We start from the raw sequence: 25,391 nt of genomic DNA on the forward strand, positions 1-25,391 counted from the left end.
CGAACGCCGGACGGGGGGAGCACCTCGCCCGGCGTGCACGTGACCACTCAGTCCTCGGACGCCCTCTTCGACGCCGTCGCCTTCTTCGCGGCCGTGGTCTTCTTGGCGGTCGTCTTCTTGGCGGCCGTCGTCTTCTTCGCCGCCGTGGTCTTCTTGGCGGCGGTCTTCTTCGCGGTCGTGGTCTTGGCCGCGGCGGTCTTCTTCGCGGCCGCCTTCTTCGCCGTCTTCTTGGCGGGCGCCTTCGCCCGCTTCTCGGCGAGCAGCTCGAAGCCGCGCTCCGGCGTGATCGTCTCGACGCTGTCGCCGGAGCGCAGGGTCGCGTTGGTCTCGCCGTCGGTGACGTACGGGCCGAAGCGGCCGTCCTTCACCACGACCGGCTTGCCGCTGACCGGGTCCTCGCCCAGCTCCTTCAGCGGCGGCTTGGCGGCCGCGCGGCCACGCTGCTTGGGCTGGGCGTAGATCGCCTGCGCCTCCTCCAGCGTGATGGTGAAGAGCTGCTCCTCGGACTGCAGCGACCGCGAGTCCGTGCCCTTCTTCAGGTACGGCCCGTAGCGGCCGTTCTGCGCGGTGATCTCCTGGCCGTCGGCGTCGGTGCCGACGATGCGCGGCAGCGACATCAGCTTCAGGGCGTCGTCCAGCGTCACCGTGTCCAGCGACATCGACTTGAACAGCGAGGCCGTGCGCGGCTTGACCGCGTTCTTGCCGGTCTTCGGGGTGCCCTCGGGGAGGATCTCCGTGACGTACGGCCCGTAGCGGCCGTCCTTGGCGACGATCTGGTGGCCGGTGGCCGGGTCGGTGCCCAGCTCGAAGTCGCCGCTCGGCTTGGCGAGCAGCTCCTCGGCCAGCTCGACGGTCAGCTCGTCGGGCGCCAGGTCGGCGGGGATGTCGGCCCGCTGGTGGCCCTCGGCGTCCTTCTCACCGCGCTCGATGTACGGCCCGTAGCGGCCGACCCGCAGCACGATGTCGTTGCCCACCGGGAACGAGGAGACCTCGCGCGCGTCGATCGCGCCCAGGTCGGTCACCAGCTCCTTGAGGCCGCCGAGGTGGTCGCCGTCGCCGTTGCCGGCGTCGGCCGCGTCACCGTTGCTCGTGCCCTCGCCGAAGTAGAACCGCTTCAGCCACGGCACGGCCTGCGCCTCGCCGCGTGCGATGCGGTCGAGGTCGTCCTCCATCTTGGCGGTGAAGTCGTAGTCGACGAGCCGCCCGAAGTGCTTCTCCAGCAGGTTGACCACGGCGAAGGACAGGAAGGACGGCACGAGCGCCGTGCCCTTCTTGAACACGTAGCCGCGGTCGAGGATCGTGCCGATGATCGACGCGTACGTCGACGGGCGGCCGATCTCCCGCTCTTCCAGCTCCTTGACCAGCGAGGCCTCGGTGTAACGGGCCGGGGGCTTGGTCGCGTGGCCGTCGGCGGTGATCTCCTCGGCGGTGAGGGCGTCGCCCTCGCCCACCTGCGGCAGCCGGCGCTCGCGGTCGTCCAGCTCGGCGTTCGGGTCGTCGGCGCCCTCGACGTAGGCCTTCAGGAAGCCGTGGAAGGTGATCGTCTTGCCGGACGCGCTGAACTCGACGTCCCGACCGTCGGAGGCCGCGCCGCCGATCTTCACGGTGACGGAGTTACCCGTGGCGTCCTTCATCTGGGAGGCGACGGTCCGCTTCCAGATCAGCTCGTACAGCTTGAACTGGTCGCCGGTCAGACCGGTCTCGGCGGGCGTGCGGAAACGATCACCCGAGGGGCGGATCGCCTCGTGCGCCTCCTGCGCGTTCTTGACCTTCGCGGCGTACGTGCGCGGCGTGTCCGGCAGGTACTCGGCGCCGTACAGCTGCGTGACCTGGGCGCGGGCGGCTGCGATCGCCGTGTCGCTCAGCGTCGTGGAGTCCGTACGCATGTACGTGATGTAGCCGTTCTCGTACAGCTTCTGCGCGATCTGCATCGTGGCCTTCGCGCCGAAGCCGAGCTTGCGGCTGGCCTCCTGCTGGAGGGTCGTCGTACGGAACGGGGCGTACGGCGAGCGGCGGTACGGCTTGGACTCGACGGACCGGACCGAGAACCGGGTGTGCTCCAGCGCGGCGACGAGCGCGCGGGCGTTCGCCTCGTCGAGGTGCAGGGTGTTCGCGCTCTTCAGCTGCCCGAGGGAGTCGAAGTCACGGCCCTGCGCGACGCGTCGGCCGTCGACCGTCTGGAGCCGCGCGACCAGCGACGACGGGTCGGACGGGTCGCCCGCGCGGCCGGTGCCGAAGGTGCCGGTCAGGTCCCAGTACTCGGCGGAGCGGAACGCGATGCGCTCCCGCTCCCGCTCGACCACGAGCCGGGTCGCCACGGACTGGACACGGCCCGCCGACAGCCGCGGCATGACCTTCTTCCACAGCACCGGCGAGACCTCGTAGCCGTAGAGGCGGTCGAGGATGCGGCGGGTCTCCTGGGCGTCGACCAGCTTCTGGTTGAGCTGGCGCGGGTTGGCCACGGCGGCCTGGATCGCGGACTTGGTGATCTCGTGGAAGACCATCCGCTTGACCGGGACCTTCGGCTTGAGCACCTCCTGGAGGTGCCAGGCGATGGCCTCGCCCTCGCGGTCCTCATCGGTGGCGAGGTAGAGCTCGTCGGACTCCTTCAGCAGGTCCTTGAGCTTCTTGACCTGGGCCTTCTTGTCGGCGTTGACCACATAGATCGGCTGGAAGTCATGGTCGACGTCCACACCGAGGCGGCGGACCTCGCCGGTGTACTTCTCCGGCACCTCCGCGGCGCCGTTGGGAAGGTCGCGGATGTGCCCGACGCTCGCTTCGACTACGTAGCCGGGGCCGAGGTAGCCCTTGATCGTCTTCGCCTTGGCAGGCGACTCGACGATGACGAGTCGGCGGCCGCCCTGTGCGGTCTCGCTGGTCGGGGACAACTTCGCTCTTCTCTCCGGTCGACGCTGGGGCCTCCCCAGGCCTTCTCGTTCCCGGGGTCGGGTGGTGGTGACGCTGCGGAGTGTGACGGTACATCCCGCCCCGTTGTCAAACGGGAAAAGCCCGCAACGGCCACTCGAACGGTAACCCGACTTCCGCCTTTCCTGCCGCCCGGAGTGCCCATCGCCGTTTTCCGGCCGATCCGGAGCGAAGACCTCCTTCTCACCCGGGAGGCGCCCCTTCCATGATGCTCACACCCGCGTGAAGCACCATGCCCCGACCGCGAGCGCGATCACCGCGACGGCGCTCGCGAGGGCCGCCGATGCGACCGGACTCACACCCTGGGCGACCGGCTGCCGCTGCCGCGTCCGCACCCCGGTCCACACCAGCAGTCCCCCTCCGAACAGGGCGAACACCATCCCCGCGAAGATCGCCGGCCCGCTCTCCATGGCTCCCCGTGCCCCTCTTCTCCGTCCGCGTGTGCCCCGCCGCCCGGAGGCTGACACGCGCGGGCTGCGAGGAGGCGAACCCCGGGTGAACGCGAGGCCGACGCCCGGCACGCGCGGTCCTGCGGCGTGGCCCGGACGGGCCCGGGGAGGGGTCAGACGGCACCTGGGGCGGATATCTTTCCGGTCGTCTTTTCGTTGTCGGCACGGCTGACCGTGCAGACCACCTTGGTGAAGCCCTGCTTCCAGTCCTCCTCGTCGGCCACCCAGCCGTAGACGATCCGCTCGGGACCGGGGGCCCAAGTCGACTCGAACTTGTTCCCGCACAGCTTGGTCGCGTTGTCGCTGCCCTTGTCGTAGCTCATCCCGGCGGGGGCCTGCGCGATGCCGATGACCTGGTCGGTGTGGGGTTTGGCGCAGTCGACGAGCGGCGCCTTGTAGCCGTCGTCCAGCTCCTCGTAGACCCAGCAGTCGCCGACGCTCATCTGCCCGACCCACAGGTCGGTGCCGGTGTCGCGGAAGCGGCCCACCTCGCCGCCGATCGCCGCGTGCCGGCCGAGGACCAGACAGGCCGTACCGCCGCCCGCCGCGTCGAAGCCCTCGCGGGTCGGCAGCACCGCGTAGCCGCCCGCGTCGGGCAGCGCGTCGACGACCGCGCGGGTCTGGTCCGCGCACCGCCGCGCCCCGTTCGCGCGCGCGTCGGCGTGGTCGGTGGCCGTGTCGACGGCCACGACCTGGCCGTCCGGCCAGTCGTCGGCGCAGTCCACCACCCCGAGGTTCGGCGCCGACTCGAACGGCGTCCCCGTCCACACCGCCCGCACGCAGTCCCCGGCCTCCAGCGGCTCGGTCAGCCCGACCGCCTCCCCGTACGGCAGCACGGGGCCCGTCGGCGACGCCGAGTCCTCGGCGGAGCTCGCCGAGGGCGAGGCCCCGGCCGCGGTGTCCTTCTTTCCGTCCCCGTCGTCACCGGCGAGCGACAGCGCCGCCCAGCTGCCGAGTCCGAGGACGAGCACGACGGCCACGACGACCGAGACGACCAGGGCGCGCTTGCGGCGGCGGTCGGGTCCGGGTGGGGGCGGGAGCGCACCGCCGGGCGGGGGCGGGGGCTGGTGCCCTGCACCGGGCGAGTGCGGGAGCCCCGCGCCGGGCGGATACGCCTGGTGCCCGGCGGAGGCGTACGGGGAGCTCTGCGTCGGCGCGTACGGCGAGCCGGGCGTCGGCCCGTATGGCGAGCCGGGTGTCGGCGCGTACGGGTTGCCGGGCGGGAGCGGGCCGGGCACACCGCCCGGCGCACCGCCTCCCGCACCCACGCCCGCGTCCGCACCGGCCCCGGCGCCCGCCGGAGTGTGCGGTGTCTGCCCGCCGGCGTATGGATAGCCCGGCGCAGCGGGTCCGCTCGGACCGACCGGCGTGTGCGGTGTCTGCGGTGTCTGCGGTGTGCTGGGCGTCGGGGTGCCGCCGGGCGTCGCCGGGGATCCGGGCGTCGGCGGAGATCCCGGCGCCGCCGGCGACCCAGGCGTCCCAGGGGAGCCAGGCATCGACGGCGATCCCGGCGTGGCAGCGGATCCCGGCGTCTGCGGGCCCCCGGGCACCGGCGCCGCTCCGCTTCCCGCGCCCTCCGTGAACCCCGCCGCCCCGAACCCCGCGGGCGGCGGCCCGAAGCCTTGCGGCGCCGCACCGACGGGGGCACCCGCCCCACCGGCACCGAAACCACCGGCCGCGACGTCAGCCCCACCGGCCCCGGTGCCCGCCGCCACCCGCTCCAGCCCCCGCGCCACCGTCTCCGGCGCCGACCTGCGCACCGGGTCCTTCACCAACAGGCCCAGCAGCACCGGAGTCAGCTCGCCCGCCCGCACCGGCGGCGTCGGCTCCTCGCCCAGCAGGGCGGTGAGGGTGGCGTACTCGCCGTTGCGGTCGAAGGGGCCGCGGCCCTCGACCGCGGAGTACAACGTGGCGCCGAGGGAGAAGAGGTCGGCGGCGGGAGTGGGCGGCTCCCCGCGGGCCCGCTCCGGGGCCAGATAGCCGGGCGTACCGAGGATGCCGGCGGTGGCCGTGAGCCGGGGTTCGCGGGACTCGGGCTGGAGGGCGATGCCGTAGTCGGTGAGCAGCACGCGCGCATAGGGGTCGCCCGAGGCGTCGGAGGCCAACAGGATGTTGGCCGGTTTCACGTCCCGGTGCAGGATGCCGATCCGGTGCCCGGCGGTGAGCGCGTCCAGCACGGCGAGCCCGATGCGGGCCACCTGCGCGGGCGGCAGCGGCCCGGACCGCCGTACGACCGCCTGGAGGTCGACCGCGTCCGGCACGTACTCCATGACGATCCAGGGCAGTCCGTCGTGCATCACCACGTCGTGCACGGTCGCCACATGCGGATGCCCGCGCAGCCGCGCCGCGTGCCGGGCCTCGCTGCGCGCCCGCGCGATCCGCTGGGAGACCTCTCCCGCGTCCGCCGGCGCGTCCGCGAGCGCGATCTCCTTCAACGCGACGTCGCAGGCCAGCTCTTCGTCGTGGGCGAGCCACACCCGGCCCATGCCGCCCGCGCCGAGCGCGCGCAGCAGCCGGTAGCGCCCGTTGATGATCCTGCCGTCGCCCTGATCCGGCGTCTCCCCCGCCATCACGCCTCCCCCGGGACAGCGCGCCTCCCCCGAGGACGCGTGGACTCTGCCTCATTGAAGGTAGCTTCGCATGCCCCACTGACAGGAGCCCTTTTCCGGATCAATCCCGTCAGACTGGACACAGGAGCCCCAGGGGCACCACCAGTCTCAGTGGTGACAGACGGCCGGCCTCACGCCGGTTCCAGGAAGCCCTGCTCCACCAGCAGCCGGATCTGCGCCGGGGTACGGTCGCGCAGCAACACCGGGTCCTCGCCGACGAGTTGGGCGATCGCGTCCAGGATCCGCCCGGCGGTCAGCGAGCCGTCGCACACACCCGCGAACCCCGCGCCCACCGTGTCGACCTTGGTGGCCCGCCGCATGCCGCGGTTCTGGCGCAGCACGACATGCTCCGGATCCTCGGCGCCGGGCAGCCCGACCTGCTCCTGGACGACCTCGGCGGCGAGCTTGAAGCGCTCCTCCAGCAGCGCCGCGTCGTCACGCTCCCGCAGGTAGTCGAGGCGGGCGAAGTGCGCCCGGACCGTCTCGCCGAGCGGCTGTTCGACCGGATGCGGCCATTCCTCGACCGTGATCGAAGGCGCGGCGGAGGCCGTCCGGCGCAGGGTGATCCAGCCGAAGCCGACGCCCTTCACCTTGCGCGCCTCGAACTCGTCCAGCCACGCGTCGTACCGCGCCTGGTACTCGGCCTGGTCGCCGCGGTGGTCGCCCGCGTCCCGCAGCCACAGCTCGGCGTACTGCGTGACGTCCTGCACCTCGCGCTGCACGATCCAGGCGTCGCACCCGCGCGGCACCCACGACCGCAGCCGGTCCTGCCAGTCCTCTCCCTCGACGTGCTGCCAGTTGGCGAGGAACTGCGCGAACCCGCCCTCGTTGAGCCGCTCCCCCGCCTGCTGGACGAGCGTGCGGCACAGGTCGTCCCCGCCCATCCCGCCATCGCGGTACGTCAGCCGGGCGCCCGGCGAGATCACGAAGGGCGGGTTGGAGACGATCAGGTCGTACGTCTCGCCCTCCTCGAGCGGCTCGAACAGCGAGCCCTCCCGCAGGTCGGCGGCGGGCGCGCCGGACAGGGCGAGGGTGAGCGCGGCGATGTGCAGCGCGCGCGGGTTGACGTCCGTCGCGGTCACGCGCGTGGCGTGCTGGGCGGCGTGCAGCGCCTGGATGCCGGAGCCGGTGCCGAGGTCGAGGGCGGCGGCCACGGGGGTGCGCACGGTGATTCCGGCCAGCGTCGTCGAGGCCCCGCCGACGCCGAGCACCACACCCTCGTCGCGGCGCCCGATGCCGCCGGCGCCGCCGACCGCGCAGCCCAGGTCGGAGACGATGAACCAGTCCTCGCCGCCGGGCCCGCCGTAGGGCCGGACGTCCACGGTGGCCGCGACCTCGTCCTGGCCGGCCCGCACCAGCCAGCCGCTCGCCAGGCAGTCGTCGACCGGCAGGACGTCCGCCACGCGCGCGTGGGGCACGGGCTGCTGCAACAGGAACAGGCGTACGAGCACTTCCAGCGGCGTGTCCCCGCGGGTGGCCCGGAGCGCGGGCACGGTCTCGCTGCGGGCCAGCGCCGCGTACGCGGAGGCGCCGAGCAGGTCGAGCAGTCCGTCGGCGGTGAAGGAGGCCCCGAGCAGGGCCTCCCGCAGCCGGGCGGCGACCTCCGGGCGGTCGGTGGCGGGCAGGGGGGACGGCGAGGAGAGGCTGGCGTTGCTCACCACCCCATTGTGTCGGCTCCCACCGACACCGCACGCGCGCGTGTGCCCGGGACGCCCCCGATCAGCCCTGCGTCGCCGACGGCGACGCCGACGCGGACGCCGACTTGCAGCTCTGCTGCTTGGCCATCGCCTGGCCGACCTCGCCCTCCTCCAGCGTGCGGAGCGCGTCGCTGCCGGTCTTGCCGAGCTTCTTCATCTCGGTGGCGATGTCCTTGAGGCCGGCGGCGAACTTGGCCTGGTCCTTGGTGTCGAGCGCGTCGACCTGCTGCTTCAGGGAGGCGTAGGAGGCCGAGATGCCGTTGAGCTCCTTCACCGCGTCCTGCTGCATCTTCTTGCCGTTCTCGACGTTCGGCGGACCGGCCTTGGTGATGGAGGCGCCGATCGCCTTGTAGGCGTCGGCGATGTCCTGGAAGGCCTTCGAGTCGGCCTTCTGGACCTCTTCCGGTCTGCTGTTGTCCGAGGTCTCCTGCTGGATCGCGGCGTTGGCGGCCTTGATCGTCCTCGCCTGCCCCTGCAGGTCGTCGCAGACCTGCTTGGCCCAGGCGTCCAGCTCCTCGTTGGTGTCGTCGCCGGTGCATCCCGACAGCGCCAGTACCAGTACCGCACCGCCGGACAGTGCGGCCGCGAGCTTCTTGTTCACCGGATTGGTCCCTTCCATGGCTCTCGGCCCCGGAACATACACGCCAAGTGGACGACACCCACACGAGGGATGCCCCATATAAGCCCACTTATATGGATGCGTACCAGGCGAGAGAAGGCTCACGGCGGCAGCGTGAACGCGACGGGGCGGGGGGGGGGGGGGGGGAGGAGCCCCCCCCCCCCCCCCCCCCCCTCTCCCCCCCCCCCCCCCCCCCCCCCCCCCCCCCCCCCCCCCCCCCCCCCCCCCCCACCCACCCCCCCCCCCCCCCCCCCCCCCCCGGGGTGGGAGACGGCCCCCCTAGTCGCGTACGGGAACGCGTTCCGCCTCCGCGGCGGTGGACTGGGCGACCACGACGGACGGCCCGCCGCGCCGGGTGCGCAGGCCCGTCAGCGAGATCAGCAGACCGGCGACGGCGATACCCGTGACCACGACCAGCCCCGGCCGGTAGCTGTCGAGGACGGCCTGCGGGGTGGCGCTCTCGGGGGCGTGAGCGGTGACCACCGCCGTGACCACGGCCAGGAAGATCGCGCCGCCGACCTGCACCGAGGTGTTGAGCAGTCCGGAGACCATGCCCTGCTCGTGGTCGTCGACCCCGTTGGTGGCCTGGATGTTCAGCGACGGGAAGACCAGCGCGCAGGCCGCGCCGATCAGCAGCATGCTGGGCAGGATGGCGACCGCGTACACCGGGTCGAGGTCGACGCCGAGGAACAGTGCGTACCCGGCGACCATCAGCGCGAAGCCGACCGCGATGAGGCGCGGGGTGCCGAACCGGTCGACGATCGCGCCGACCTTCGTCGAGGACACCGCCACCAGCGCGCCCGCGGGCAGGAAGGCGAGTGCCGTGTGCAGCGCCGACCAGCCGAGCAGCGACTGCATGTACAGAGTCACCAGGAACTGGAAGCCGACGTACGACCCGAAGAAGGCCATGGCGCCGAGCTGGGCGCGCACCTGGGTGCCGGAGCGCAGCACGCCGAGCCGCACCAGCGGACCCGGCGAACGCCGCTCGACCAGCACGAACGCCGTCAGCAGCACGGCCACCGCCAGGAAGGACAGCAGGGTGCGGGCGGCGGCCCAGCCGACCTCCGGTGCCTGGACGACGGTGAAGACCAGCAGCAGCATCGCGGCGGTGCCGAGGACGGCGCCGGGGATGTCGTAGCCGCGGTGGTCGCGTTCGCGGGTGCTGTGCGGGAGCAGCTTCAGGCCGGCGAGCAGCGCGATCAGGGCGATGGGCGCGGGCAGCAGCATGGTCAGGCGCCAGCTGGCCTCGGTGAGCAGGCCGGACAGCACCAGGCCCATCGAGAAGCCGGTGGCCGCGCAGGTGGTGTAGATGGACAGGGCCCGGTTGCGCAGCGGGCCCTCGGGGAACGTCGTGGTGATGATCGACAGGCCGGCCGGGGCGGTGAAGGCCGCGCTCAGGCCCTTGATGAAGCGGCTGGCGATGAGCAGCGGGCCCGAGTCGACGAGGCCGCCGAGCAGGGAGGCGAGGGCGAAGACGCCCAGGGCCACCAGGAAGACCTGGCGGCGGCCGAGCAGGTCGGCGGTGCGTCCGCCGAGCAGCAGCAGGCCGCCGTAGCCCAGGATGTAGCCGCTGACGATCCATTGCAGGGTCGAGGTGGACAGGCCGAGGTCGGCGCCGATGGACGGCAGGGCGACGCCGACCATCGACACGTCGAGGGCGTCGAGGAACATGGCGGCGCAGAGCACGAGGAGGGTGCCCCACAGCCGGGGCGTCCAGCGCACCTCGGACGTGGCAGCGGTGAGCGGAGAGGTCATGGACGGGAACACTACATGCGCATGCATCGAATGCAAATGCATTTAATTCCGATGCAACAAAGCCGTTTCTCTGCTACGGTGCGGACATGGCGGCGAAGAAGGCGGCCGAGCAGGCGCTTGTGGAGCAGTGGCGGGGCATCCTGGCGCTGCACGCCCGCACGCAGTGGGAGCTCGACCGGGCCCTGCACGGGCACGGTCTGTGCGCCAGCGACTTCGAGGTCCTCGACGTGCTGGCCGAGGGCGAGACGCCGAAGGGTCCGCCCTGCAGCTACCGCGTGCAGGAGATCTCCGAGCGCGTCCATCTCAGCCAGAGCGCGCTGTCCCGGCTGATCGCCCGGCTGGAGAAGGACGGACTGGTCACCCGCGGCATGTGCGCGGAGGACCGGCGCGGTGTCCGCGTGGCCCTCACGGACAAGGGGCGCGCCCTGCACGCCGAGGTGCTGCCGATGCAGCGGGCGGTGCTGACCCGGATGCTGGCGCGGGACGCGCAGGACTGACCGCGACCGGCCGGCTTCAGATCGCCGACCGCTCCCTCCACAGCGCGGCCAGCGCCCGGTCGCCGGTCACCGAGGGGACGGACCGCCGGTTCCACAGCGCCCGATACAACTCCTCGGCGGTTCCCGACAGTTCGCAGTCGGCCTCTCCGCCGCCGTCGCGTGTCGTCACCGGCGGCTCCGGCGACAGCCGTACGGTCCACACCGCGTCCGCGTCCGTGGCGCGCACCCGCAGCACCCGGGGCTCGTCCGTCCGGACCCGGCTGCGGGAGCGGGCGTGGAAGCCGCGCAGCAGTTCGTCGATGCCGTCGACCGCGATGTCCCGCTCCACCGGGCTCGGGGTGCCGCCGAGCGCCGCCTCCGCGTCGAAGCGGTGCACGGTCGTCTCGTGGAGCTGCCGGCGGGCCCAGAACTCCAGCGGCGACGACGCGGGCAGGAACGCAAAGCACGCGAGGTCGGGCGCCGCCCCGGCGAGCGTGTCGACGAGTGTGCGGTGCGCGGCGCGGTACCAGGTCACCAACTCGGCGCCGTCGAGGTCCGGGAGGTCACCCAGGGGACGCCGCTCGGTGTGACCCTCCCGGACGTACGACGCGGCCCAGCGGTGCACCGCGCCGGTGTGCCGCAGCAGGTCGCGCACCTGCCAGCCGGGGCAGGTCGGCACCTTGGCGTCCGTACCGGCCCGCTCGGCCGCCGATGCGAGTAACCGGCCTTCCCGGTCGAGGGTTTCGACGAAACGGTCCGTCTCCAGAGCAGTGGGTTCCATGCGGGCGAGTCTGCCGGATGGAGCGCGCTCCAGGGCAAGGCCGATTTCTCGCGTGCTACTTGTGAGGGCGGGTCAGTTGCGGCCGGCCGCGAGGCTGTCGGCGAGGTGCAGCAGGTCCGCGGCGAGCGGGGAGTCGGCGCTCCAGACCGCTTCGAAGGAGATCTGCACCTCGCGGCCGTCGTCCATCAGCGGTCGGTGGGGCACGTCGGGGGAGGTGAGCTTGGAGCGGGGAACCATCGCCGACCCGAGGCCGAGCTTCGTCCAGTCCTCCAGGACCTGGTAGCCGGCGGCTTCCCCGGGATAGGTGCGCAAGGGCATCTCGTGCGCCTGGAACAGCTGGGTGGTGAACGTGGTCAGGCCGCAGGTGTCGGGGACGAGGATGAAACACTCCTTGCCGGCCTCGTCGAGCTCCAGCGGAGCCGCCTCGGCGGCGTTCGGGCTGACGACGACGATCGGCTCGACGTCGATGACCCGATGCTCGAAGCGTGGCATCGCGGTCACGGCCGGGATGAGGATGATGTCGAGCTGCCCGGCGATCAGGCATTCGCGCAGGTCCTGCATGTTCGCCTCGCGCAGTACCAGGTCGCGGGGCACGGGAAGCTCCTGGACCATGCTGAACGCCCGGGCGACCAGGTGCGAACCGATCAGGGGCGAGACGCCCATGCGGATCTTCTGCTCGCCCGGTTCGGTCAGCCTCCTCGCCTCCGCCGCCACGGCGTCGAGCGCGTCCAGGGCACGCTCGATCAGCGGCAGGATCCGGGCACCGAACGCCGTCTGGGTCACCCCGCGGGGCGAGCGGTCGAACAGCTTGTCGCCGAGGCGCTCCTCCAGCTTGGCGATGCCGTTCGACAGGGCGGGCTGCGTGACGCCGTAGGAGCGTGCGGCGGCGCTGAAGGACTTGGTCTCGGCGACCGCCTGCGCGTAGCGGAGCCCTTCGAGATTCAGGCGATCCTTCATAGCCATGGCTTATTGCTCCATTCACTGATGTCCCCTACCGGGCTGGATTTCCTCCGCCTACGGTGGGGCTCTCGCTGCTTGAGCATAAGCAGCAGCTATATGGATCGTCGTTCGGAACGGAAGGCACCATGTCGGACAGCGCCGTGACCATGGTCGTGAGCCAGCCCCGAGGCCCCCTGCACCCTGCCGTGGCCGAGACGGCATCACCCACGGGCAGGTGGGTCCGTGTGTCCGTCACGGCGAGCGGCGTGTGCAACGCCGACATCGGAACGTCCGCCGCCACCGGCGAGGGCACTGCCTTCCCCGTCACCCCCGGCCATGAGGTCGCCGGTGTCATCGCCGAAATCGGCGACCAGGTCGAGGGCTGGGCGGTCGGGGACCGGGTGGCCGTCGGCTGGTTCGGAGGCAGCTGCGGGCACTGCGCGTACTGCCGGGTCGGCGACGTCGTCCACTGCCCCGAACGCAAGGTCCCCGGCATCTCCTACCCGGGCGGCTGGACCCAGAGCATTACCGTGCCCGCCGACGCGCTCGCCCGTATCCCGGACGGGCTCGACCTCTTCGACGCCGCCCCCTTCGGCTGCGCGGGCGTGACGACCTTCAACGCGATCCGCAAGGCCGGCATCCGCGCCGGCGGTCGGGTCGCCGTGTTCGGGATCGGCGGGCTCGGACACCTCGCCGTCCAGTTCGCCGCGAAGCTCGGCTACCAGACGTTCGCCATCGCCCGGGGCGGCGACCGCGAGAAGCTCGCCCGCGACCTCGGCGCCCACCACTACATCGACAGCGACGCCCAGGCACCCGGAGCCGCGCTGAAGGAACTGGGCGGCGCCGATCTCATCGTCTACACCGCCTCCTCCACCGCCCCGGTGGACGAGCTGCTCACCGGCCTGAACGTGCACGGGCAACTCACCCTCGTCGGTGTCGACGCGGGATCCGTGACCGTTCCGGCGGCCCGCCTCGTCATGAACGGCCACACCGTCACGGGACACCTCACCGGCAGCCCGCGCGAGACGGAAGAGGCGATGCGGTTCGCCGTCACCAATGGCGTACGGCCCGTGATCGAGCGCTTCCTACTGGACCAGGCCGGCGAGGCCGTGACCCGACTGCGCTCCGGAGCTCCCCGCTTCCGCATCGTGCTGGACACGGCCTGAAACAGAACCTGAAAGGAACGGGACCCACACATGTCCCACCGGGACAGCCACGACGTGATCGTGATCGGCGCCGGAGCCTCCGGACTGGCCGCGGCCACCGCTCTCCACGCCGCCGGCCGCGAGGTCGTCTCCCTGGAAGCCCGCGACCGCATCGGCGGACGCCTCCTGTCCGCCCCCACCGCGCACGCCGAGCGGGCCCTCGACCTGGGAGCCACCTGGTTCTGGGACGGCGAGGAGCGCGTACGGGCCCTCGCCGCGCGCGGCGGCATCGAGACCTTCGACCAGCACCTCGCCGGCGACACCCTCCTGCAGGAGGCCACCGGCACCCGCCGTCTCATCGGCAACCTGATAGACACCCCCTCCCGCCGTTTCGCCGCCGGGTCGCAGAGCGTCGCCACCGCCCTCGCCACCGCGCTGCCCGCCGGCACGCTGCGTCTGAACACGCCTGTCACGGCCATCCATCCGAACAGCCAGGGCGTTGACGTGTTCACCCCGGCCGGCACTCTCCACGCCGAGCACGTCGTCCTGGCCGTCCCCCCGGCCCTGGCGCTGGAGCGCATCGACTTCGGCGACGCACTGCCCGCCGCCCTCGTACGTCTCGCCCGGTCCACCCCGGTCTGGATGGGAGCCGTCGCGAAGGTCGTCGCCCTCTACCCGTCCGCCTTCTGGCGGGAGGAGGGCCTGGCCGGTGCGGCGTTCAGCAGGACCGGTCCGCTCCAGGAGATCCACGACATGTCGGGGCCCGACGGCGAGCCCGCCGCGCTGTTCGGTTTCGCCCACGCCCGCACGGTCCGCCCCGGCTTCGAGAAGGCCGTCACCGCACAGCTCGCCCGGCTCTTCGGGCCGGCCGCGGCCGCGCCCGACGCCCTGTATGTGCAGGACTGGACCGCCGAGCGGTGGACCGCTCCGTCCACCGTGCAGCACCTCGCGGACTACTCGCTCTTCGGCCACCGCCTCTACCAGCGGCCGGCGATGGACGGCCGTCTGCACTGGGCGTCGACCGAGACCGCGACCGACTACGCCGGGCACATCGAAGGCGCCCTCGCAGCCGGAGAACGAGCAGCGAAGTCCGTCCTCGCGGCTCCCTCCGGCGCGAACGACGTCAGCATCGGCGTCACCGCCCCCAGCGGGTAGGGATCCCCTCCGCAGACCAGCAGAGAGCCTGATCCGCCGCTCTGTCGGCTTCGAAGCGACCGACGGACGGATCGCCGACCCGCCAGTCACTCGACCGCGGCTGACGGCCCCGGCCTGGCGCCTGAAAGCCGCGGACCGGCGCGCGGAATACGTACGACTCACCCCACGAAGCCCCACGCCCCTCGGCAGTGCGGCTTCCTCACGCATGGCCATACCGCCACTCCCCGGGAGAAAGATGACCAGCACCGCACCCGCCGGAACGACGGCCCACATATCCGACCCTGCCCAGGCACAGCGGCGCATCCTGCGCGTGCTGGTCGCCTCGCAGGTCCTCAGCGGCGCCGGTCTCGCCGCCGGCGTCACCGTCGGTGCCCTCCTCGCGCAGAACATGCTGGGCTCCACCAGCCTCGCCGGGCTGCCCAGCGCCCTGTTCACCGCCGGATCCGCGCTGGCCGCCGTCGCCGTCGGCCGCGTCTCCCAGGCCCGCGGCCGGCGCCCCGGCCTGGCCGCCGGCTACCTCGCCGGCGCGATCGGCTCGGCCGGGGTCATCACCGCCGCCGTCCTGAACAGCCCCGGGCTGCTGTTCATCGCCCTGTTCGTCTACGGCGCCGGCACCGCCACCAACCTCCAGGCCCGCTACGCCGGAGCCGACCTCGCCGCCCCCGGCCACCGCGCCCGCGCGGTCTCCACCGTCCTGGTCGCCACCACCCTCGGCGGCGTCGCGGGCCCCAACCTCGCCGCCCCGGCCGGCAGCCTCGCGGAAGCGTTCGGCATCCCGCACCTCGCCGGCCTCTTCATCCTCTCCGGCACCGCCTACGCGCTCGCCGCACTCGTCCTCTTCCTCTGGCTCCGGCCCGATCCCCTCCCGATGGCCCGCGCCCTGGCCGAGGCGCAGGCCCAGGAAGCCGACACCGCGACCGGCCAAGCCGCCACCGACCTCACGGTCACGACGGACGGCCGCGGCGGCGTGGTCCTCGGCGCGCTGGTCATGGTCCTCACTCAGCTCGTCATGGTCGCGATCATGACCATGACCCCCGTCCACATGCACGACCACGGCCACGGCACCGCCGCCTCCGGCCTCGTCATCGCCATCCACATCGGCGCCATGTACCTGCCCTCACCACTGACCGGCTGGCTCGTCGACCGCTACGGCCGCATGAAGATCGCCGCCGCCTCCGGGATCACCCTCCTGGCCTCCGGCATCCTCGCCGCCGCAGCACCCGGCGACTCGATCGCCCTGCTCGCGCTCGCCCTGGCCCTGCTCGGCATCGGCTGGAACTTCGGCCTCGTCTCGGGGACCGCGATCATCACCGACACCGTCCCGCTCGCCACCCGCGCCAAGACCCAGGGCATGGTCGACGTCTCCATCGCCATCGCTGGAGCGACCGGCGGCATGGCCTCCGGCATCATGGTCGCCGCCACCAGCTACCCTGCCCTGGCCCTCACCGGCGGCATCCTCTCCCTCGCCCTCCTGCCCGCCGTCGCCGCCACCGCCTACCGCCGATGAATGACAGCCTCCTGCCACTTCCGCGCCGGACATTACCGTCGACGGCACCGGCCTGCTCTTCGTCACCCTCCGGTGCCACATGACCGGCCACCACTACCTCGGACCCGTAGAACGTTCCGCTCCAGACCGGTGCGACCGGCTTGGATTCGCGCTGCTGAAGGAGCGCCACAGCGTCCTTGACTCGGCCGAGGTCGATGAGGTGGCCGGCCAGAGGGCCGGGGTTGGCGGGGGCGTGCGGTTCGAGGACGGCGGCGGCCTCCTCGGTCCGACCTCGCTCGGCGAGCAGGTCGGGGAGGCCGCGGCAGCACCACGGGCTGTCGCACCGGTGCTGGGCCGGGATCCGGGCGGTCAGCAGCGCAGCGACGTCCTCGTCCCGGCCCGTCCCCTCGGCAATGTCGACCAGAGTCGTGGCAAGGACCCAGTCCTCGATTCCGGCACTCAGCAACACGAACGCCTCATCCGTGCGCCCGCGTCGGGCCAGCAGGCGCGCGAAGAACTCCAGCGCCGACCCTCCGGCCCGGGCGTACGGCCGGGCCAGCGCGATCGCCTCCTCTGCCCGCCCCCAACTCTCCAGCAGTTCCGCCTGAGTCCGGGCAGCCGGCCACCAGCCCGTCGCAACGTACGGAGCAAGCACCTCCAACGCCCGCGCCTGCCGACCCTGCTCACCGAGCAGCCGCGCCCACTCCCGCTCAGAACAGAGAGGGCTCAGCGCTTGAGCGTGAAGGTGAAGTCGCCGGAGAGCTTGCCGCTCAGCCGGACTGCCGAAACGAGTTTGCCCTCCGCGATCAGTCGCTCGACCTCGGCTCGTGAAAGACCGCAACCTTCAGCGATCAGTCGCACCGGCCGGACGGGAATCCGCGCCGCGAAGCGGACCGAAACGTCGATCACCTCGCGGTCCAGGTGATCCGATCCGCCGGTGTCGAGGCGCCAGGCGTTGTCCCAGTCGAGGGCGATGCGATTACGGCGCCGCACGACCGGATCCTGGAGCAACTCGGCTGTCAGGCCGAGGTCGTTGTCATGCAGTCGGTCCAGCAGCTCAGGTCGTACGGAGCGCACGTTCATCCGCTCCAGGACCGTGAGCTTCGCGGTTTCCCCGCAAGCGGTACAGAGCACGAGGAGCCAGGCGTCGATGAGCTTGTGGTTGGCGTTGACGCGGAATTTACCGCTTGCCCGGAAGCGCTCGGACGCGCACGCGTGGCAACGGCGGAGGACGAGCGGCAGGCAGGTGGGCATGACCACCCAGTTATTGAGCACAGAAGTACACCGGTTTCAGTGAGAAATCCGCAGCAGAAAGGAGCGCGGCGCACATGAGCGACGCGCGACGAATCAGCGCTTGGGAGGTCTCACAGGGTGTACAACGGCACGTCCTTGCCTAGACGACTTGGTTCGGCAGCACGGTAATGGCGCACAGCGGCGCTGTTCCACTGGTTTTCGAGCGCCTCACCGCCGGGTTCCGGCTTGGAGGGCGTCTCACGTGGCAAGTTTCGCGAGCTTCTTGTGGCAGGTCGGGGAAGCGGCCAGGCCGAGGAAGGCGAGGAAGTGCGAGCCTTTGCGCTCGTATCGGACGGTCAGGCGGCGGTAGCCGAAGAGCCAAGCGATCGACCGCTCGATCTTCCAGCGATGCCGACCAAGGCGGTCGCCGGACTCGATGCCTGGCCGCGCGATGCGCGCGAGTGCAGCTTGCTGCCCTTCTTGCCGCGATCGACCGGGTTCAGCCCCGTCAGCGATCCCCCCTTTGGCGCGAACGGAGGCCGCGTCGACGATCGCCGAGGTCCAGTCCACCTTGCCCCGGGCCCCGAGTTCGTCCAGCACCGCCCGATGCAGCCGACGCCACAGGCCGGCCCCGGTCCACACCGTGAAGCGGCGATGCGCGGTGGCGGAGGACGTACCGAATGTCGGTGGCAGATGCCGCCAGGCACAGCCGCTGGTCAGCACGTACACCACTGCGGTGGACACGGCGCGCTCGTCAGGCGGAGCGGTCCCGCCACCTTGCGGTCGAGCCGCGAACGACGGTAGCAACGGAGCGACCAGTTCCCAGAGTTCATCAGGAACCAGGCGCTTCGACAGATCAGCACTCACGGTCGGCATCATGCCGAACATCAGGTCACGCGGCGCAGCCTTCTATGCCTCGACTGATGCAGCTGATCTGGCAGCCTGCTCGATCCTCGCGCAGTAGGCGGCACGGGCTTCCTCATCGATCTGCATCTCATGTTCGGGGCGCATCCCGGTTCGGCCGTCGACGCCTTCGCGCAGGATGTCGGCGTGCCCGGCATGCCGGTTGGTCTCGCCGAGGACGTGGACCATGATGGCGAACAGGTTCGTGTTGGGATAGGGCTCCGTCCACCACGGCACGTGGCCGGGGGCGTCGAGGGGAAGCTCGTTGATCGTCGCGTCCGAGTGTTCCCACGTACGCCGGTAGGACTCGATGATCTGATCGCGGGTCTCGTCCTCGGTCGCCCACAGATCGCTGCCGTCATGGTCCTGCCACCGGGGCAGCGGTTCCGGGGAAGGACGGTCGAAGACCTCGCCGAAGTACCTGGCCTCGACGCTGGCCACGTGTTTAACCAGGCCGAGGAGGTTGGTCCCTGTCGCCGTCAAAGGCCGACGGGCGTCGTATTCGGACAGGCCTTCGAGTTTCCAGAGCAGCGCCTTGCGGTCCCGCCGCAGTCTCCCGTGCAGGTTGTCCTTCGCGAATTCATCGATCACGCGGCATCAGCCTGCCATGGGCTGCTCGGGGTCTCAAGATCCCTTACGTGGTCCGCAACGACTGGCAGAGCCCATGCCCGGCCATGGCCACCGCCCTGAGCAGCTACAAGAAGCTCGCGAAACTTGCCACGTGAGAGAACCTCTTAGCCCTTCGAGTCCGGCTTCCAGTCCTGGGCGAGGAGTCCGAGGATCACTTCGTCCAGGAACTCGCCCATCACCCAGGCCGAGGAGCGCAGCACGCCCTCGCGGACGAAGCCGTTGCGCTCGGCGGAGCGCAGCATCGCGTAGTTGTCCGCCAGCGTCTCGATCTGCAGCCGCTGCAGGCCGCGCACGACGAAACCGTAGTGGCACAGCGCCGCGACCACATCGGTGCCGTAGCCCTTGCCGCGGGAGGACGGCAGCAGCCCCAGCCCGATGTGCGCGGACCGGTTGTGGTTGTCGATGCCCCACAGCGTCGCGGTGCCGACCAGCGTGCCGCCGTCCAGCTCCACCACGGAGAACTGGACGAGCCCCTGGTTCTTGTCGTCCACCACGAGCCGCGGATCCTTCGAGCCGGGCGTGATCGGCCGCCACGGCCCGCCTTCGGCCCGCGAGGAGTTGACCACGTCGTCGTAGAGCTCGGCCCGCAGGACCGGGATGTCGTCCTCGTGCCGGGCCCTCAGCCCGACCTTGTCGCCCTTCAGCATGCAGGCTTCTTATCCGACCGGGCTGGCCTGCGGCAAACGAATTGCAGACAGGCCCGGTTGGCGTAGCAGCGGCAGCCATGGAGCCAGGACAGTGAGCCCGATGGACTCGATGGACTCAGTGGAGGCAGAGGCAGAACGGGTGGCCGGCCGGGTCCGCGTAGACCCGCCAGTTGGCCTCCGGGCGGAGCTGGTCCGTCCGCTCCAGCACGGTCGCACCCAGGGCGAGCGCCCGCTTCTCCTCGCCGTCGAGATCGTCCACGTCGAAGTCCAGGTGGAGCTGCTGCGGGCGCTCCTGGCCGGGCCACTCGGGCGGTCGGTAGCCGTCCACCCGCTGGCACGCCAGCGGTGTCCCCTCGAACCCGTGCACCTCGATCCAGTCGGGATCCTGCGGGTCCGCGACCACCCGGCCACCGAGCAACTCCGCATAGAACTCCGCGAGCCGTACCGGATCAGCGCAGTCCAGCGCGACCGCCTGAAGCCTTCGAATCACTTCCGACACCCCTCACTCTTCGGCCGCTTCCGCGACGCCCCCGTACGGGAGGGGTCGTACCCGCCACCGCGGCGTGCATGCGCGACGGCCGGCCGGACCGCCGCCGGGCGACGCGATCACGTCGTCGAAGACACCGTCGTCGAATGGCGGAGAGTCGTCAGGTCCACCGTGATGGCGGTTCGTCAAAGGACTTTGTATGTCAGCTCGTACAGAGACAAAGACAGCGCGCCGATTGCCTGCTTTCGTTCTCCAAGGCCTACCTCGGAAGGGATGATCTTCGCCCCTCCAATAAAGCTGACCTTGCCAGTTCCCTCATTCACTTCGTGCAGAAGAACGTCAATCGGCGCTTGGTTGACGAACGGCACGAACCGCTCGTCGAACTCGAACACGTCCCCTTCTCGCATCCGTACCTTTTCAAAGGTGCCGCCGTCACCTCTACCGACGAGGATCTCGTCCGCGCCGTCCGGGTCCTGAGTCCTTTTCGCCTCCAGAAACAAAAGCTTGGCGAAAGCCGCATCTGCCATGTTGATCCCTGCTTCCGTGTCGCACAGCGTCTTTCCAAGTCGTAGCACACGTATCCAGGTAGCGCATGGCGTGAACACCGGGAAAGGCAGTCTTGCCCGGACTTCGGCCCCCTCGTCAGGTTCGGCGGTATGCCGATCTTCGATCGCTTGAGCCGGTGGCGGGCCATAGATCTCATGCGTGTCGCCACCGCGGTGTGTAGCTGACGCCGCGCCGCGTCGACCCTCACCGAAGGACACCGTATGAGTTCGCTCAGACCCCGTTCCGCGCTCGTCGCCCTGGGCGTGGCGGCGGTGCTGGCCGTGTCCGTCGCCGTCCCGCAGGCCACCGCGGCCGAGCCCGGCTCCACCGCGCTCACCTGGTACGACGTCACGGCCGAGACCGTCGCGACGGCCGGTGCGTCGAGTCAGGTGACCAACAACCGGACCTGGGCCATCAGTTGGCTCGCTGCGGGACGGGGAGGGCGACGGCCTCGACCCCGCCCCTCGGTGAACGCGCCGTACACCGTGCGGCCCGCGGCACCCGGCGTCTGGCAGCCGACGCCGCCCGCGTACGCACCCGCGGCGCAGTACGGCAACCGGCTCGCCGAGCCGTTCACGCTCGCCGACCAGAGCCAGCCTCGCTGGACCCCGGCGCACCGCACAGGCCCTGACCTCCGCACGGCGGTCAGGGCCTCTCGGCGTGCACGCCCCGCCCGCCGCCCCCGACGCCCGCGTACGCCGAGCCGCGTATCCGTGATTACTCCCGCCGTCAGACGCGCCCGCCGCCCCGGCCGGGCAGCGTGGTGGGCGTGAAACTCAGTCGACCCGCACGCCGGGCCCTTCTCGTCGTCCATGTGGCCGCCTCAGCGAGCTGGCTCGGGCTCACGCTCGGACTGCTCGCACTCGGCGTCACCGCGGCCACCAGCGGGTCCGCGCAGGCCGTGGTGGCCTCCGTCCGGACCATGCGGCTCTTCGCCGACTGGCTGCTGCTGCCCGTCGCGTTCCTCACCCTGCTCAGCGGACTGGTGCTGTCCCTGGGCACCGCGTGGGGGCTGGCGCGGCACCGGTGGGTGTACACCAAGTTCTGGCTCACCCTCGCCACCACCACCGCCACGGCCTTCGCCCTGCGTCCGGGCGTGCACGAGGCGGTCACCGCGGTCTCCGGCGGGCGGCCGCTGCCGGACGCCGGAGATGTCCTGTTCGGACCGGTCGTCTCGCTGTCCGCGTACGTCTTCATGACGGCGATCTCGGTCCTGAAGCCGTGGGGGTTGACCCGGCGGGGCCGCAGGCAGCGGGCGGCGGCCGGCCGTACGCCACCGGCTGCCGGGCGGGTCCGGCAGCCGGTCTGACCGGCTCGTGTGCCGGGCCGTGGTCAGCGGCTGCCGGTCCAGTTGTGGGCGACATCCACGACGACGCGGTCGGTCACCTGCACCACCCGGAAGGGCAGGCGGGCGCGGACGCCGAGGCCGATCTGGGTGTCACCCTCGAAGCTGCCCGCGAACCGGGTGTCACGGAAGGTGCGGAATCCGGTGAGGTCCACGCCCGGCAGGGGGCGTCCCGCCCGGCCGGGGTAGGTGGGTGCGCCGGTGTCGGGGTCGTAGGCGGGGGCGGCGACCCGTACCTCCAGGACGGCTCCGCCGCCGACCGGGATATGGCGGCCCGATCCGTCCTGGAGGAGACGGTCGACGTAGCCGACCCGGTAGCCGACGCCCTTCCCGCCGCCGGGGATGTCGACGACCAGCCGGTCGAAGCAGGCGTGGCGGCCCGCCCTGATGTTCGTCACGGATTCCGTCGTACTGGCGTCGGCGGTCTTGGTGCGGCTGCCCCAGCCGGTGGGGCAGGCCGTGGTCTGGGTGGTGGTCTGGGTGGTGGTGAGTGCGGTGGCCTCGGCCGGTACGGTCGCCGCCGCCCATGTAGCGCCCACGAGCGCGATTGTCGCCCAAGCTGTTCGTGTTCGTGCCATTCCGTCCCCCGGAGGCAGTTGCTGTCCGATATCTGTTGAGACAGCCGGGTTCCCGGAATGGTTGCGCTCTCTCCCGCAGACGTGAGAAAGCGGCCGTACGTCCGACCGGCGAGGTCGGACGTACGGCCGCTACCTACCGTGTCCCGGATCCGGGATCAGGGATCAGGGATTAGGGGTCAGGGCCAGGGATCAGGCCGTCGGCGCCGGGTACGTCGGGTACTCCACCCCGGAGACGTGCTGGACGACCCGGATGACCTGGCACGAGTAGCCGAACTCGTTGTCGTACCAGAGGTACAGAATCGCGTTGTCGCCGTCGACCTTGGTGGCACCCGCGTCGACGATCGAGGCGTGGCGCGAGCCGATGAAGTCGCTGGAGACCGCGTCGGGGGCCGTGGTGAAGTCGATCTGGCGCTTCAGCGGGGAGGTCAGCGAGACGTTCCGCAGGTAGTCGAGGACCTCCTCGCGGGTCGTCTCACGGCCCAGCCGCAGGCTGAGGATCGCGATCGAGACGTCCGGCACCGGCACGCGGATGGAGCTGCCGGTGATCGGGGCCTTGAGGTCCGGCAGCGCCTTGGCGACGGCCGAGGCGGCACCGGTCTCGGTGATCACCATGTTGAGCGGCGCGGACCGGCCGCGGCGGTCGGCCTTGTGGTAGTTGTCCAGCAGGTTCTGGTCGTTGGTGAACGAGTGGACGGTCTCCACGTGCCCGCGCAGCACGCCGAACTCGTCGTCCATGGCCTTCAGCGGCGGGACGATCGCGTTGGTGGTGCAGGAGGCGCAGGACAGGATGTTCTCGTCCGGCTTGATGGTGTCGTGATTGACGCCGTGCACGATGTTCGGGACGTCGCCCTTGCCCGGCGCGGTCAGCACGACCTTGTCGATGCCGGGGCGCAGGTGCTTGGACAGGCCTTCGCGGTCGCGCCACTTGCCGGTGTTGTCGATGAGGATGGCGTCCTTGATGCCGTACGCCGTGTAGTCGACCTCGGACGGGTCGTTGGCGTAGATCACCTTGATGGTGTTGCCGTTGGCGACGATCGCGCCGGCTTCCTCGTCGACGGTGATCGTGCCCTGGAACTGGCCGTGGATCGAGTCGCGGCGCAGCAGCGAGGCGCGCTTCACCAGGTCCTGCTCGCCGCCCCCGCGCACCACGATCGCGCGCAGTCGCAGACCGTTGCCCGAACCGGCCTTCTCGATGAGCAGGCGGGCCACGAGGCGGCCGATGCGGCCGAAGCCGTAGAGGACGACGTCCCGGCCCTCGCCGCGCTCGATCTTGTTGGCACCGGTGGCGCCGGCGACGGCCTCGGCGGTGAACTCCTCGATCGACAGACCGCGGTCGTCGGCCTTGTAGGTGGCGGCGAGCATGCCGATGTCGATCTGGGACGGGCCGAGATCGAGCGTGGTGAGCGCCTGAAGGAAGGGCATCGTCTCGGTGACCGACAGCTCCTCGCCGGCGATCTGCCGGGCGAAGCGGTGGGTCTTGAGGATGCTGACCACCGACTTGTTCACCAAGGAGCGGCTGTGGAGGAGGACGGTGACGTCCCGCTCCCGGTGCAGCTTCCCGATGATCGGGATCATCGACTCCGCGATCTCTTCGCGGTTCTTCCAGTTCGTGAACGAGTCCTCGTTGACAGTCACAGATCCATCTTTCGAGCTAGGTGGCGCTCAGATGATAACCATGCTTCGTCGTGGTGACTGTGAGGGGGGTCGCTCTGCCGTTTTCGGCGGGCGCTCTTGACAGTGTGCGTACTGTTTCGCCACGTTTGAGCCTTGCGGCGCGGTTCTGGGGGGACGCGCGCAGTTCTGGGGGGAGCGGTCGACCATGCGCAGCTTGACCAGCATCACGATCCACAGACCGGAAGAGCTGGACGCCCCGCTCGTGCGGGCCTGGCACCGGGCGATGGACGAGTCGCCCGAGTACGCGAATCCCTTCCTGGCCCCGGAGTTCACGGCCGCTGTCGGCCGCCACCGGGCCGGGACACAGGTGCGGGTGGCAGTGGTGCGGGAGGGCGGGGAGCCCGTCGGGTTCCTCCCGTACGAGCGCAACTCCCTCGGCGTCGGCCGGGCGATCGGGCTCGGCCTGTCCGACTGCCAGGCCCTGGTGCATCTGCCCGGTGTGACCTGGGACACCCATGAACTGCTGCGGGCCTGCGGGCTGTCCCTCTTCGAGTTCGACCATCTCGTCGAGGAACAGAAGCCGTTCGCCGCCCATGTCACCGGGACGTTCGCCTCACCGGTCGTCGACCTCGAACCCGGCGACGAGACCGACTACCCGCAGTGGCTGCGCGCCACTTACCCCGGCCTGGCCAAGACGACGCTGAAGAAGGAACGCCGCCTCGGCCGCGACCTCGGCGAGGTGCGGTTCGTCCACGACGAGCGCGACCCGCGGATGCTGCGCCGGCTGATGGCGTGGAAGTCCGCGCAGTACCGCAGAACCGGGCGGATGGACCGGTTCGCGCGGCCCTGGATCGTCGGCCTCGTGGACGACCTGTACCAGCAGCGCGAGGAGTACCTCACCGGAGTGCTGTCCGTGCTCTACGCCGGCGAACGGCCGGTCGCCGCGCACTTCGGACCCCGGTCGCGCACCGTGTGCGCCGCCTGGTTCACCGCGTACGACCCCGAGCTGCGCTACTACTCGCCCGGCCTGCTGATGCATCTGCGGATGGCCGAGGCGGCGCGCCGGGACGGCGTCCGCGTGCTGGACTTCGGGCGCGGCGACAAGGAGTACAAGGACTGGCTCAAGACCCGTGAACTGCGGGTCGGCGAGGGGTTCGCGACCCGCCCGCACCCCGTGGCGGCGGCCCACCGGCTGTGGCGCAGACCCGTGCGCGGACTGCGCAACACCGTCCTCGCCCATCCGGGGCTGCGCCGGCCCGCCGACCGGTTGCTGAAGACCGTCGGCACGCTGCGCACCGGCCGTGCGGCCTCCGCCGCGGCCGCGTCCCGCGTTCACTGACCTTCCTGCACCTCGCAGAGCACACGCCCGCGG

23 protein-coding genes and 1 pseudogene are annotated in these 25,391 nt (G+C 71.2%); 7 read left to right on the forward strand and 17 right to left on the reverse strand.

Annotated elements, in window-relative coordinates; all coding sequences use genetic code 11:
• Positions 1–47: 47 nt before the first annotated feature.
• The 6 genes from topA to ACZ42A_RS26350 all read right to left on the reverse strand — a co-directional run bounded on the left by topA (position 48) and on the right by ACZ42A_RS26350 (position 10,054).
• Positions 48–2,888 carry a type I DNA topoisomerase gene (topA, locus tag ACZ42A_RS26325; protein WP_468529721.1) on the reverse strand — a complete coding sequence of 947 codons (2,841 nt, stop codon included), beginning with the start codon at positions 2,886–2,888 and terminating at the stop codon, positions 48–50.
• A 249-nt stretch (positions 2,889–3,137) separates the two neighbouring features.
• Entirely contained in the window at positions 3,138–3,335 is a 198-nt protein-coding gene (locus ACZ42A_RS26330) for a hypothetical protein (protein ID WP_468529722.1), read from the reverse strand.
• A gap of 152 nt (positions 3,336–3,487) precedes the next feature.
• Positions 3,488–5,944, reverse strand: a complete 2,457-nt coding sequence (locus tag ACZ42A_RS26335; RefSeq protein ID WP_468529723.1) for a serine/threonine-protein kinase — start codon at positions 5,942–5,944, stop codon at positions 3,488–3,490.
• A 170-nt stretch (positions 5,945–6,114) separates the two neighbouring features.
• The gene (locus ACZ42A_RS26340; protein WP_468529724.1) at positions 6,115–7,641 is read right to left on the reverse strand and encodes a DUF7059 domain-containing protein; all 1,527 of its coding nucleotides are present in this window, start codon (positions 7,639–7,641) and stop codon (positions 6,115–6,117) included.
• A gap of 61 nt (positions 7,642–7,702) precedes the next feature.
• On the reverse strand, positions 7,703–8,299 hold the full coding sequence (locus ACZ42A_RS26345) for a small secreted protein (protein ID WP_468529725.1): 597 nt from the start codon (positions 8,297–8,299) through the stop codon (positions 7,703–7,705).
• Between the two features lie 279 nt (positions 8,300–8,578).
• Positions 8,579–10,054 carry an MFS transporter gene (locus tag ACZ42A_RS26350; RefSeq protein ID WP_468529726.1) on the reverse strand — a complete coding sequence of 492 codons (1,476 nt, stop codon included), beginning with the start codon at positions 10,052–10,054 and terminating at the stop codon, positions 8,579–8,581.
• Between the two features lie 86 nt (positions 10,055–10,140).
• Here ACZ42A_RS26350 and ACZ42A_RS26355 point away from each other — a divergent pair, with 86 nt between their 5' ends.
• Entirely contained in the window at positions 10,141–10,551 is a 411-nt protein-coding gene (locus ACZ42A_RS26355) for a MarR family winged helix-turn-helix transcriptional regulator (protein ID WP_468529727.1), read from the forward strand.
• Between the two features lie 16 nt (positions 10,552–10,567).
• Here ACZ42A_RS26355 and ACZ42A_RS26360 read toward each other — a convergent pair whose 3' ends face one another.
• Complete coding sequence (locus ACZ42A_RS26360; protein WP_468529728.1) at positions 10,568–11,311, reverse strand: maleylpyruvate isomerase family mycothiol-dependent enzyme; 744 nt, start codon at positions 11,309–11,311, stop codon at positions 10,568–10,570.
• 72 nt (positions 11,312–11,383) lie between these two features.
• Positions 11,384–12,274 carry a LysR family transcriptional regulator gene (locus ACZ42A_RS26365; protein WP_468529729.1) on the reverse strand — a complete coding sequence of 297 codons (891 nt, stop codon included), beginning with the start codon at positions 12,272–12,274 and terminating at the stop codon, positions 11,384–11,386.
• Between the two features lie 221 nt (positions 12,275–12,495).
• On the opposite strand from ACZ42A_RS26365, the gene ACZ42A_RS26370 reads away from it, so the two are divergent.
• The 3 genes from ACZ42A_RS26370 to ACZ42A_RS26380 all read left to right on the forward strand — a co-directional run bounded on the left by ACZ42A_RS26370 (position 12,496) and on the right by ACZ42A_RS26380 (position 16,057).
• Positions 12,496–13,416 (forward strand): alcohol dehydrogenase catalytic domain-containing protein, encoded by a 921-nt coding sequence (locus tag ACZ42A_RS26370; protein WP_468529730.1) that lies wholly within the window; start codon positions 12,496–12,498, stop codon positions 13,414–13,416.
• A 30-nt stretch (positions 13,417–13,446) separates the two neighbouring features.
• Entirely contained in the window at positions 13,447–14,550 is a 1,104-nt protein-coding gene (locus tag ACZ42A_RS26375) for a flavin monoamine oxidase family protein (RefSeq protein WP_468529731.1), read from the forward strand.
• A gap of 235 nt (positions 14,551–14,785) precedes the next feature.
• A complete protein-coding gene (locus ACZ42A_RS26380; RefSeq protein ID WP_468529732.1) occupies positions 14,786–16,057 on the forward strand; it encodes an MFS transporter in 1,272 nt (423 codons plus the stop codon).
• On the opposite strand, the gene ACZ42A_RS26385 is transcribed toward ACZ42A_RS26380, so the two are convergent.
• The 7 genes and pseudogenes from ACZ42A_RS26385 to ACZ42A_RS26415 all read right to left on the reverse strand — a co-directional run bounded on the left by ACZ42A_RS26385 (position 15,993) and on the right by ACZ42A_RS26415 (position 20,700).
• A complete protein-coding gene (locus ACZ42A_RS26385) occupies positions 15,993–16,697 on the reverse strand; it encodes a tetratricopeptide repeat protein (RefSeq protein WP_468529733.1) in 705 nt (234 codons plus the stop codon). The two genes, ACZ42A_RS26380 and ACZ42A_RS26385, sit on opposite strands and share 65 nt — an antisense overlap.
• Positions 16,698–16,762: 65 nt before the next feature.
• Positions 16,763–17,311 carry a DUF1062 domain-containing protein gene (locus tag ACZ42A_RS26390; RefSeq protein WP_468529734.1) on the reverse strand — a complete coding sequence of 183 codons (549 nt, stop codon included), beginning with the start codon at positions 17,309–17,311 and terminating at the stop codon, positions 16,763–16,765.
• A gap of 216 nt (positions 17,312–17,527) precedes the next feature.
• A pseudogene (locus ACZ42A_RS26395) lies at positions 17,528–18,136 on the reverse strand (transposase).
• A 42-nt stretch (positions 18,137–18,178) separates the two neighbouring features.
• Complete coding sequence (locus ACZ42A_RS26400; protein WP_468529735.1) at positions 18,179–18,763, reverse strand: DinB family protein; 585 nt, start codon at positions 18,761–18,763, stop codon at positions 18,179–18,181.
• Between the two features lie 143 nt (positions 18,764–18,906).
• The gene (locus ACZ42A_RS26405; protein WP_468529736.1) at positions 18,907–19,449 is read right to left on the reverse strand and encodes a GNAT family N-acetyltransferase; all 543 of its coding nucleotides are present in this window, start codon (positions 19,447–19,449) and stop codon (positions 18,907–18,909) included.
• A 115-nt stretch (positions 19,450–19,564) separates the two neighbouring features.
• The gene (locus tag ACZ42A_RS26410; protein WP_468529737.1) at positions 19,565–19,939 is read right to left on the reverse strand and encodes a VOC family protein; all 375 of its coding nucleotides are present in this window, start codon (positions 19,937–19,939) and stop codon (positions 19,565–19,567) included.
• Between the two features lie 182 nt (positions 19,940–20,121).
• Positions 20,122–20,700 carry a hypothetical protein gene (locus ACZ42A_RS26415; protein ID WP_468529738.1) on the reverse strand — a complete coding sequence of 193 codons (579 nt, stop codon included), beginning with the start codon at positions 20,698–20,700 and terminating at the stop codon, positions 20,122–20,124.
• A gap of 3 nt (positions 20,701–20,703) precedes the next feature.
• On the opposite strand from ACZ42A_RS26415, the gene ACZ42A_RS26420 reads away from it, so the two are divergent.
• The gene (locus ACZ42A_RS26420) at positions 20,704–21,255 is read left to right on the forward strand and encodes a hypothetical protein (protein WP_468529739.1); all 552 of its coding nucleotides are present in this window, start codon (positions 20,704–20,706) and stop codon (positions 21,253–21,255) included.
• Positions 21,252–21,791, forward strand: a complete 540-nt coding sequence (locus tag ACZ42A_RS26425) for a DUF2269 domain-containing protein (RefSeq protein WP_468529740.1) — start codon at positions 21,252–21,254, stop codon at positions 21,789–21,791. Before ACZ42A_RS26420 ends, ACZ42A_RS26425 begins: the two co-directional genes overlap by 4 nt.
• Positions 21,792–21,814: 23 nt before the next feature.
• Here the strand turns inward: ACZ42A_RS26425 and ACZ42A_RS26430 are convergent, their stop codons facing one another.
• Both ACZ42A_RS26430 and ACZ42A_RS26435 read right to left on the reverse strand, forming a co-directional pair.
• Positions 21,815–22,405, reverse strand: coding sequence for an AMIN-like domain-containing (lipo)protein (locus ACZ42A_RS26430; RefSeq protein ID WP_468529741.1), 591 nt, complete (start codon positions 22,403–22,405; stop codon positions 21,815–21,817).
• A gap of 189 nt (positions 22,406–22,594) precedes the next feature.
• Entirely contained in the window at positions 22,595–24,040 is a 1,446-nt protein-coding gene (locus tag ACZ42A_RS26435) for a glyceraldehyde-3-phosphate dehydrogenase (RefSeq protein ID WP_468529742.1), read from the reverse strand.
• Positions 24,041–24,224: 184 nt separating this feature from the next.
• Between ACZ42A_RS26435 and ACZ42A_RS26440 the strand changes: the two genes are divergently transcribed.
• Positions 24,225–25,358, forward strand: coding sequence for a GNAT family N-acetyltransferase (locus ACZ42A_RS26440; RefSeq protein WP_468529743.1), 1,134 nt, complete (start codon positions 24,225–24,227; stop codon positions 25,356–25,358).
• Positions 25,359–25,391 lie beyond the last annotated feature (33 nt).

It is taken from the genome of Streptomyces sp. NPDC030838 (genome assembly GCF_055572035.1).

Bases quoted from the DNA above. Each gene is read 5' to 3' on its own strand.
- ACZ42A_RS26350 (WP_468529726.1), bottom strand. From the start codon at position 10,054: ATGACCTCTCCGCTCACCGCTGCCACGTCCGAGGTGCGCTGGACGCCC.
- ACZ42A_RS26365 (WP_468529729.1), bottom strand. From the start codon at position 12,274: ATGGCTATGAAGGATCGCCTGAATCTCGAAGGGCTCCGCTACGCGCAG.
- ACZ42A_RS26375 (WP_468529731.1), top strand. From the start codon at position 13,447: ATGTCCCACCGGGACAGCCACGACGTGATCGTGATCGGCGCCGGAGCC.
- ACZ42A_RS26420 (WP_468529739.1), top strand. From the start codon at position 20,704: ATGAGTTCGCTCAGACCCCGTTCCGCGCTCGTCGCCCTGGGCGTGGCG.
- ACZ42A_RS26440 (WP_468529743.1), top strand. From the start codon at position 24,225: ATGCGCAGCTTGACCAGCATCACGATCCACAGACCGGAAGAGCTGGAC.
- ACZ42A_RS26345 (WP_468529725.1), bottom strand. From the start codon at position 8,299: ATGGAAGGGACCAATCCGGTGAACAAGAAGCTCGCGGCCGCACTGTCC.
- ACZ42A_RS26335 (WP_468529723.1), bottom strand. From the start codon at position 5,944: ATGGCGGGGGAGACGCCGGATCAGGGCGACGGCAGGATCATCAACGGG.
- ACZ42A_RS26355 (WP_468529727.1), top strand. From the start codon at position 10,141: ATGGCGGCGAAGAAGGCGGCCGAGCAGGCGCTTGTGGAGCAGTGGCGG.
- ACZ42A_RS26430 (WP_468529741.1), bottom strand. From the start codon at position 22,405: ATGGCACGAACACGAACAGCTTGGGCGACAATCGCGCTCGTGGGCGCT.
- ACZ42A_RS26360 (WP_468529728.1), bottom strand. From the start codon at position 11,311: ATGGAACCCACTGCTCTGGAGACGGACCGTTTCGTCGAAACCCTCGAC.
- ACZ42A_RS26330 (WP_468529722.1), bottom strand. From the start codon at position 3,335: ATGGAGAGCGGGCCGGCGATCTTCGCGGGGATGGTGTTCGCCCTGTTC.
- ACZ42A_RS26380 (WP_468529732.1), top strand. From the start codon at position 14,786: ATGACCAGCACCGCACCCGCCGGAACGACGGCCCACATATCCGACCCT.
- ACZ42A_RS26405 (WP_468529736.1), bottom strand. From the start codon at position 19,449: ATGCTGAAGGGCGACAAGGTCGGGCTGAGGGCCCGGCACGAGGACGAC.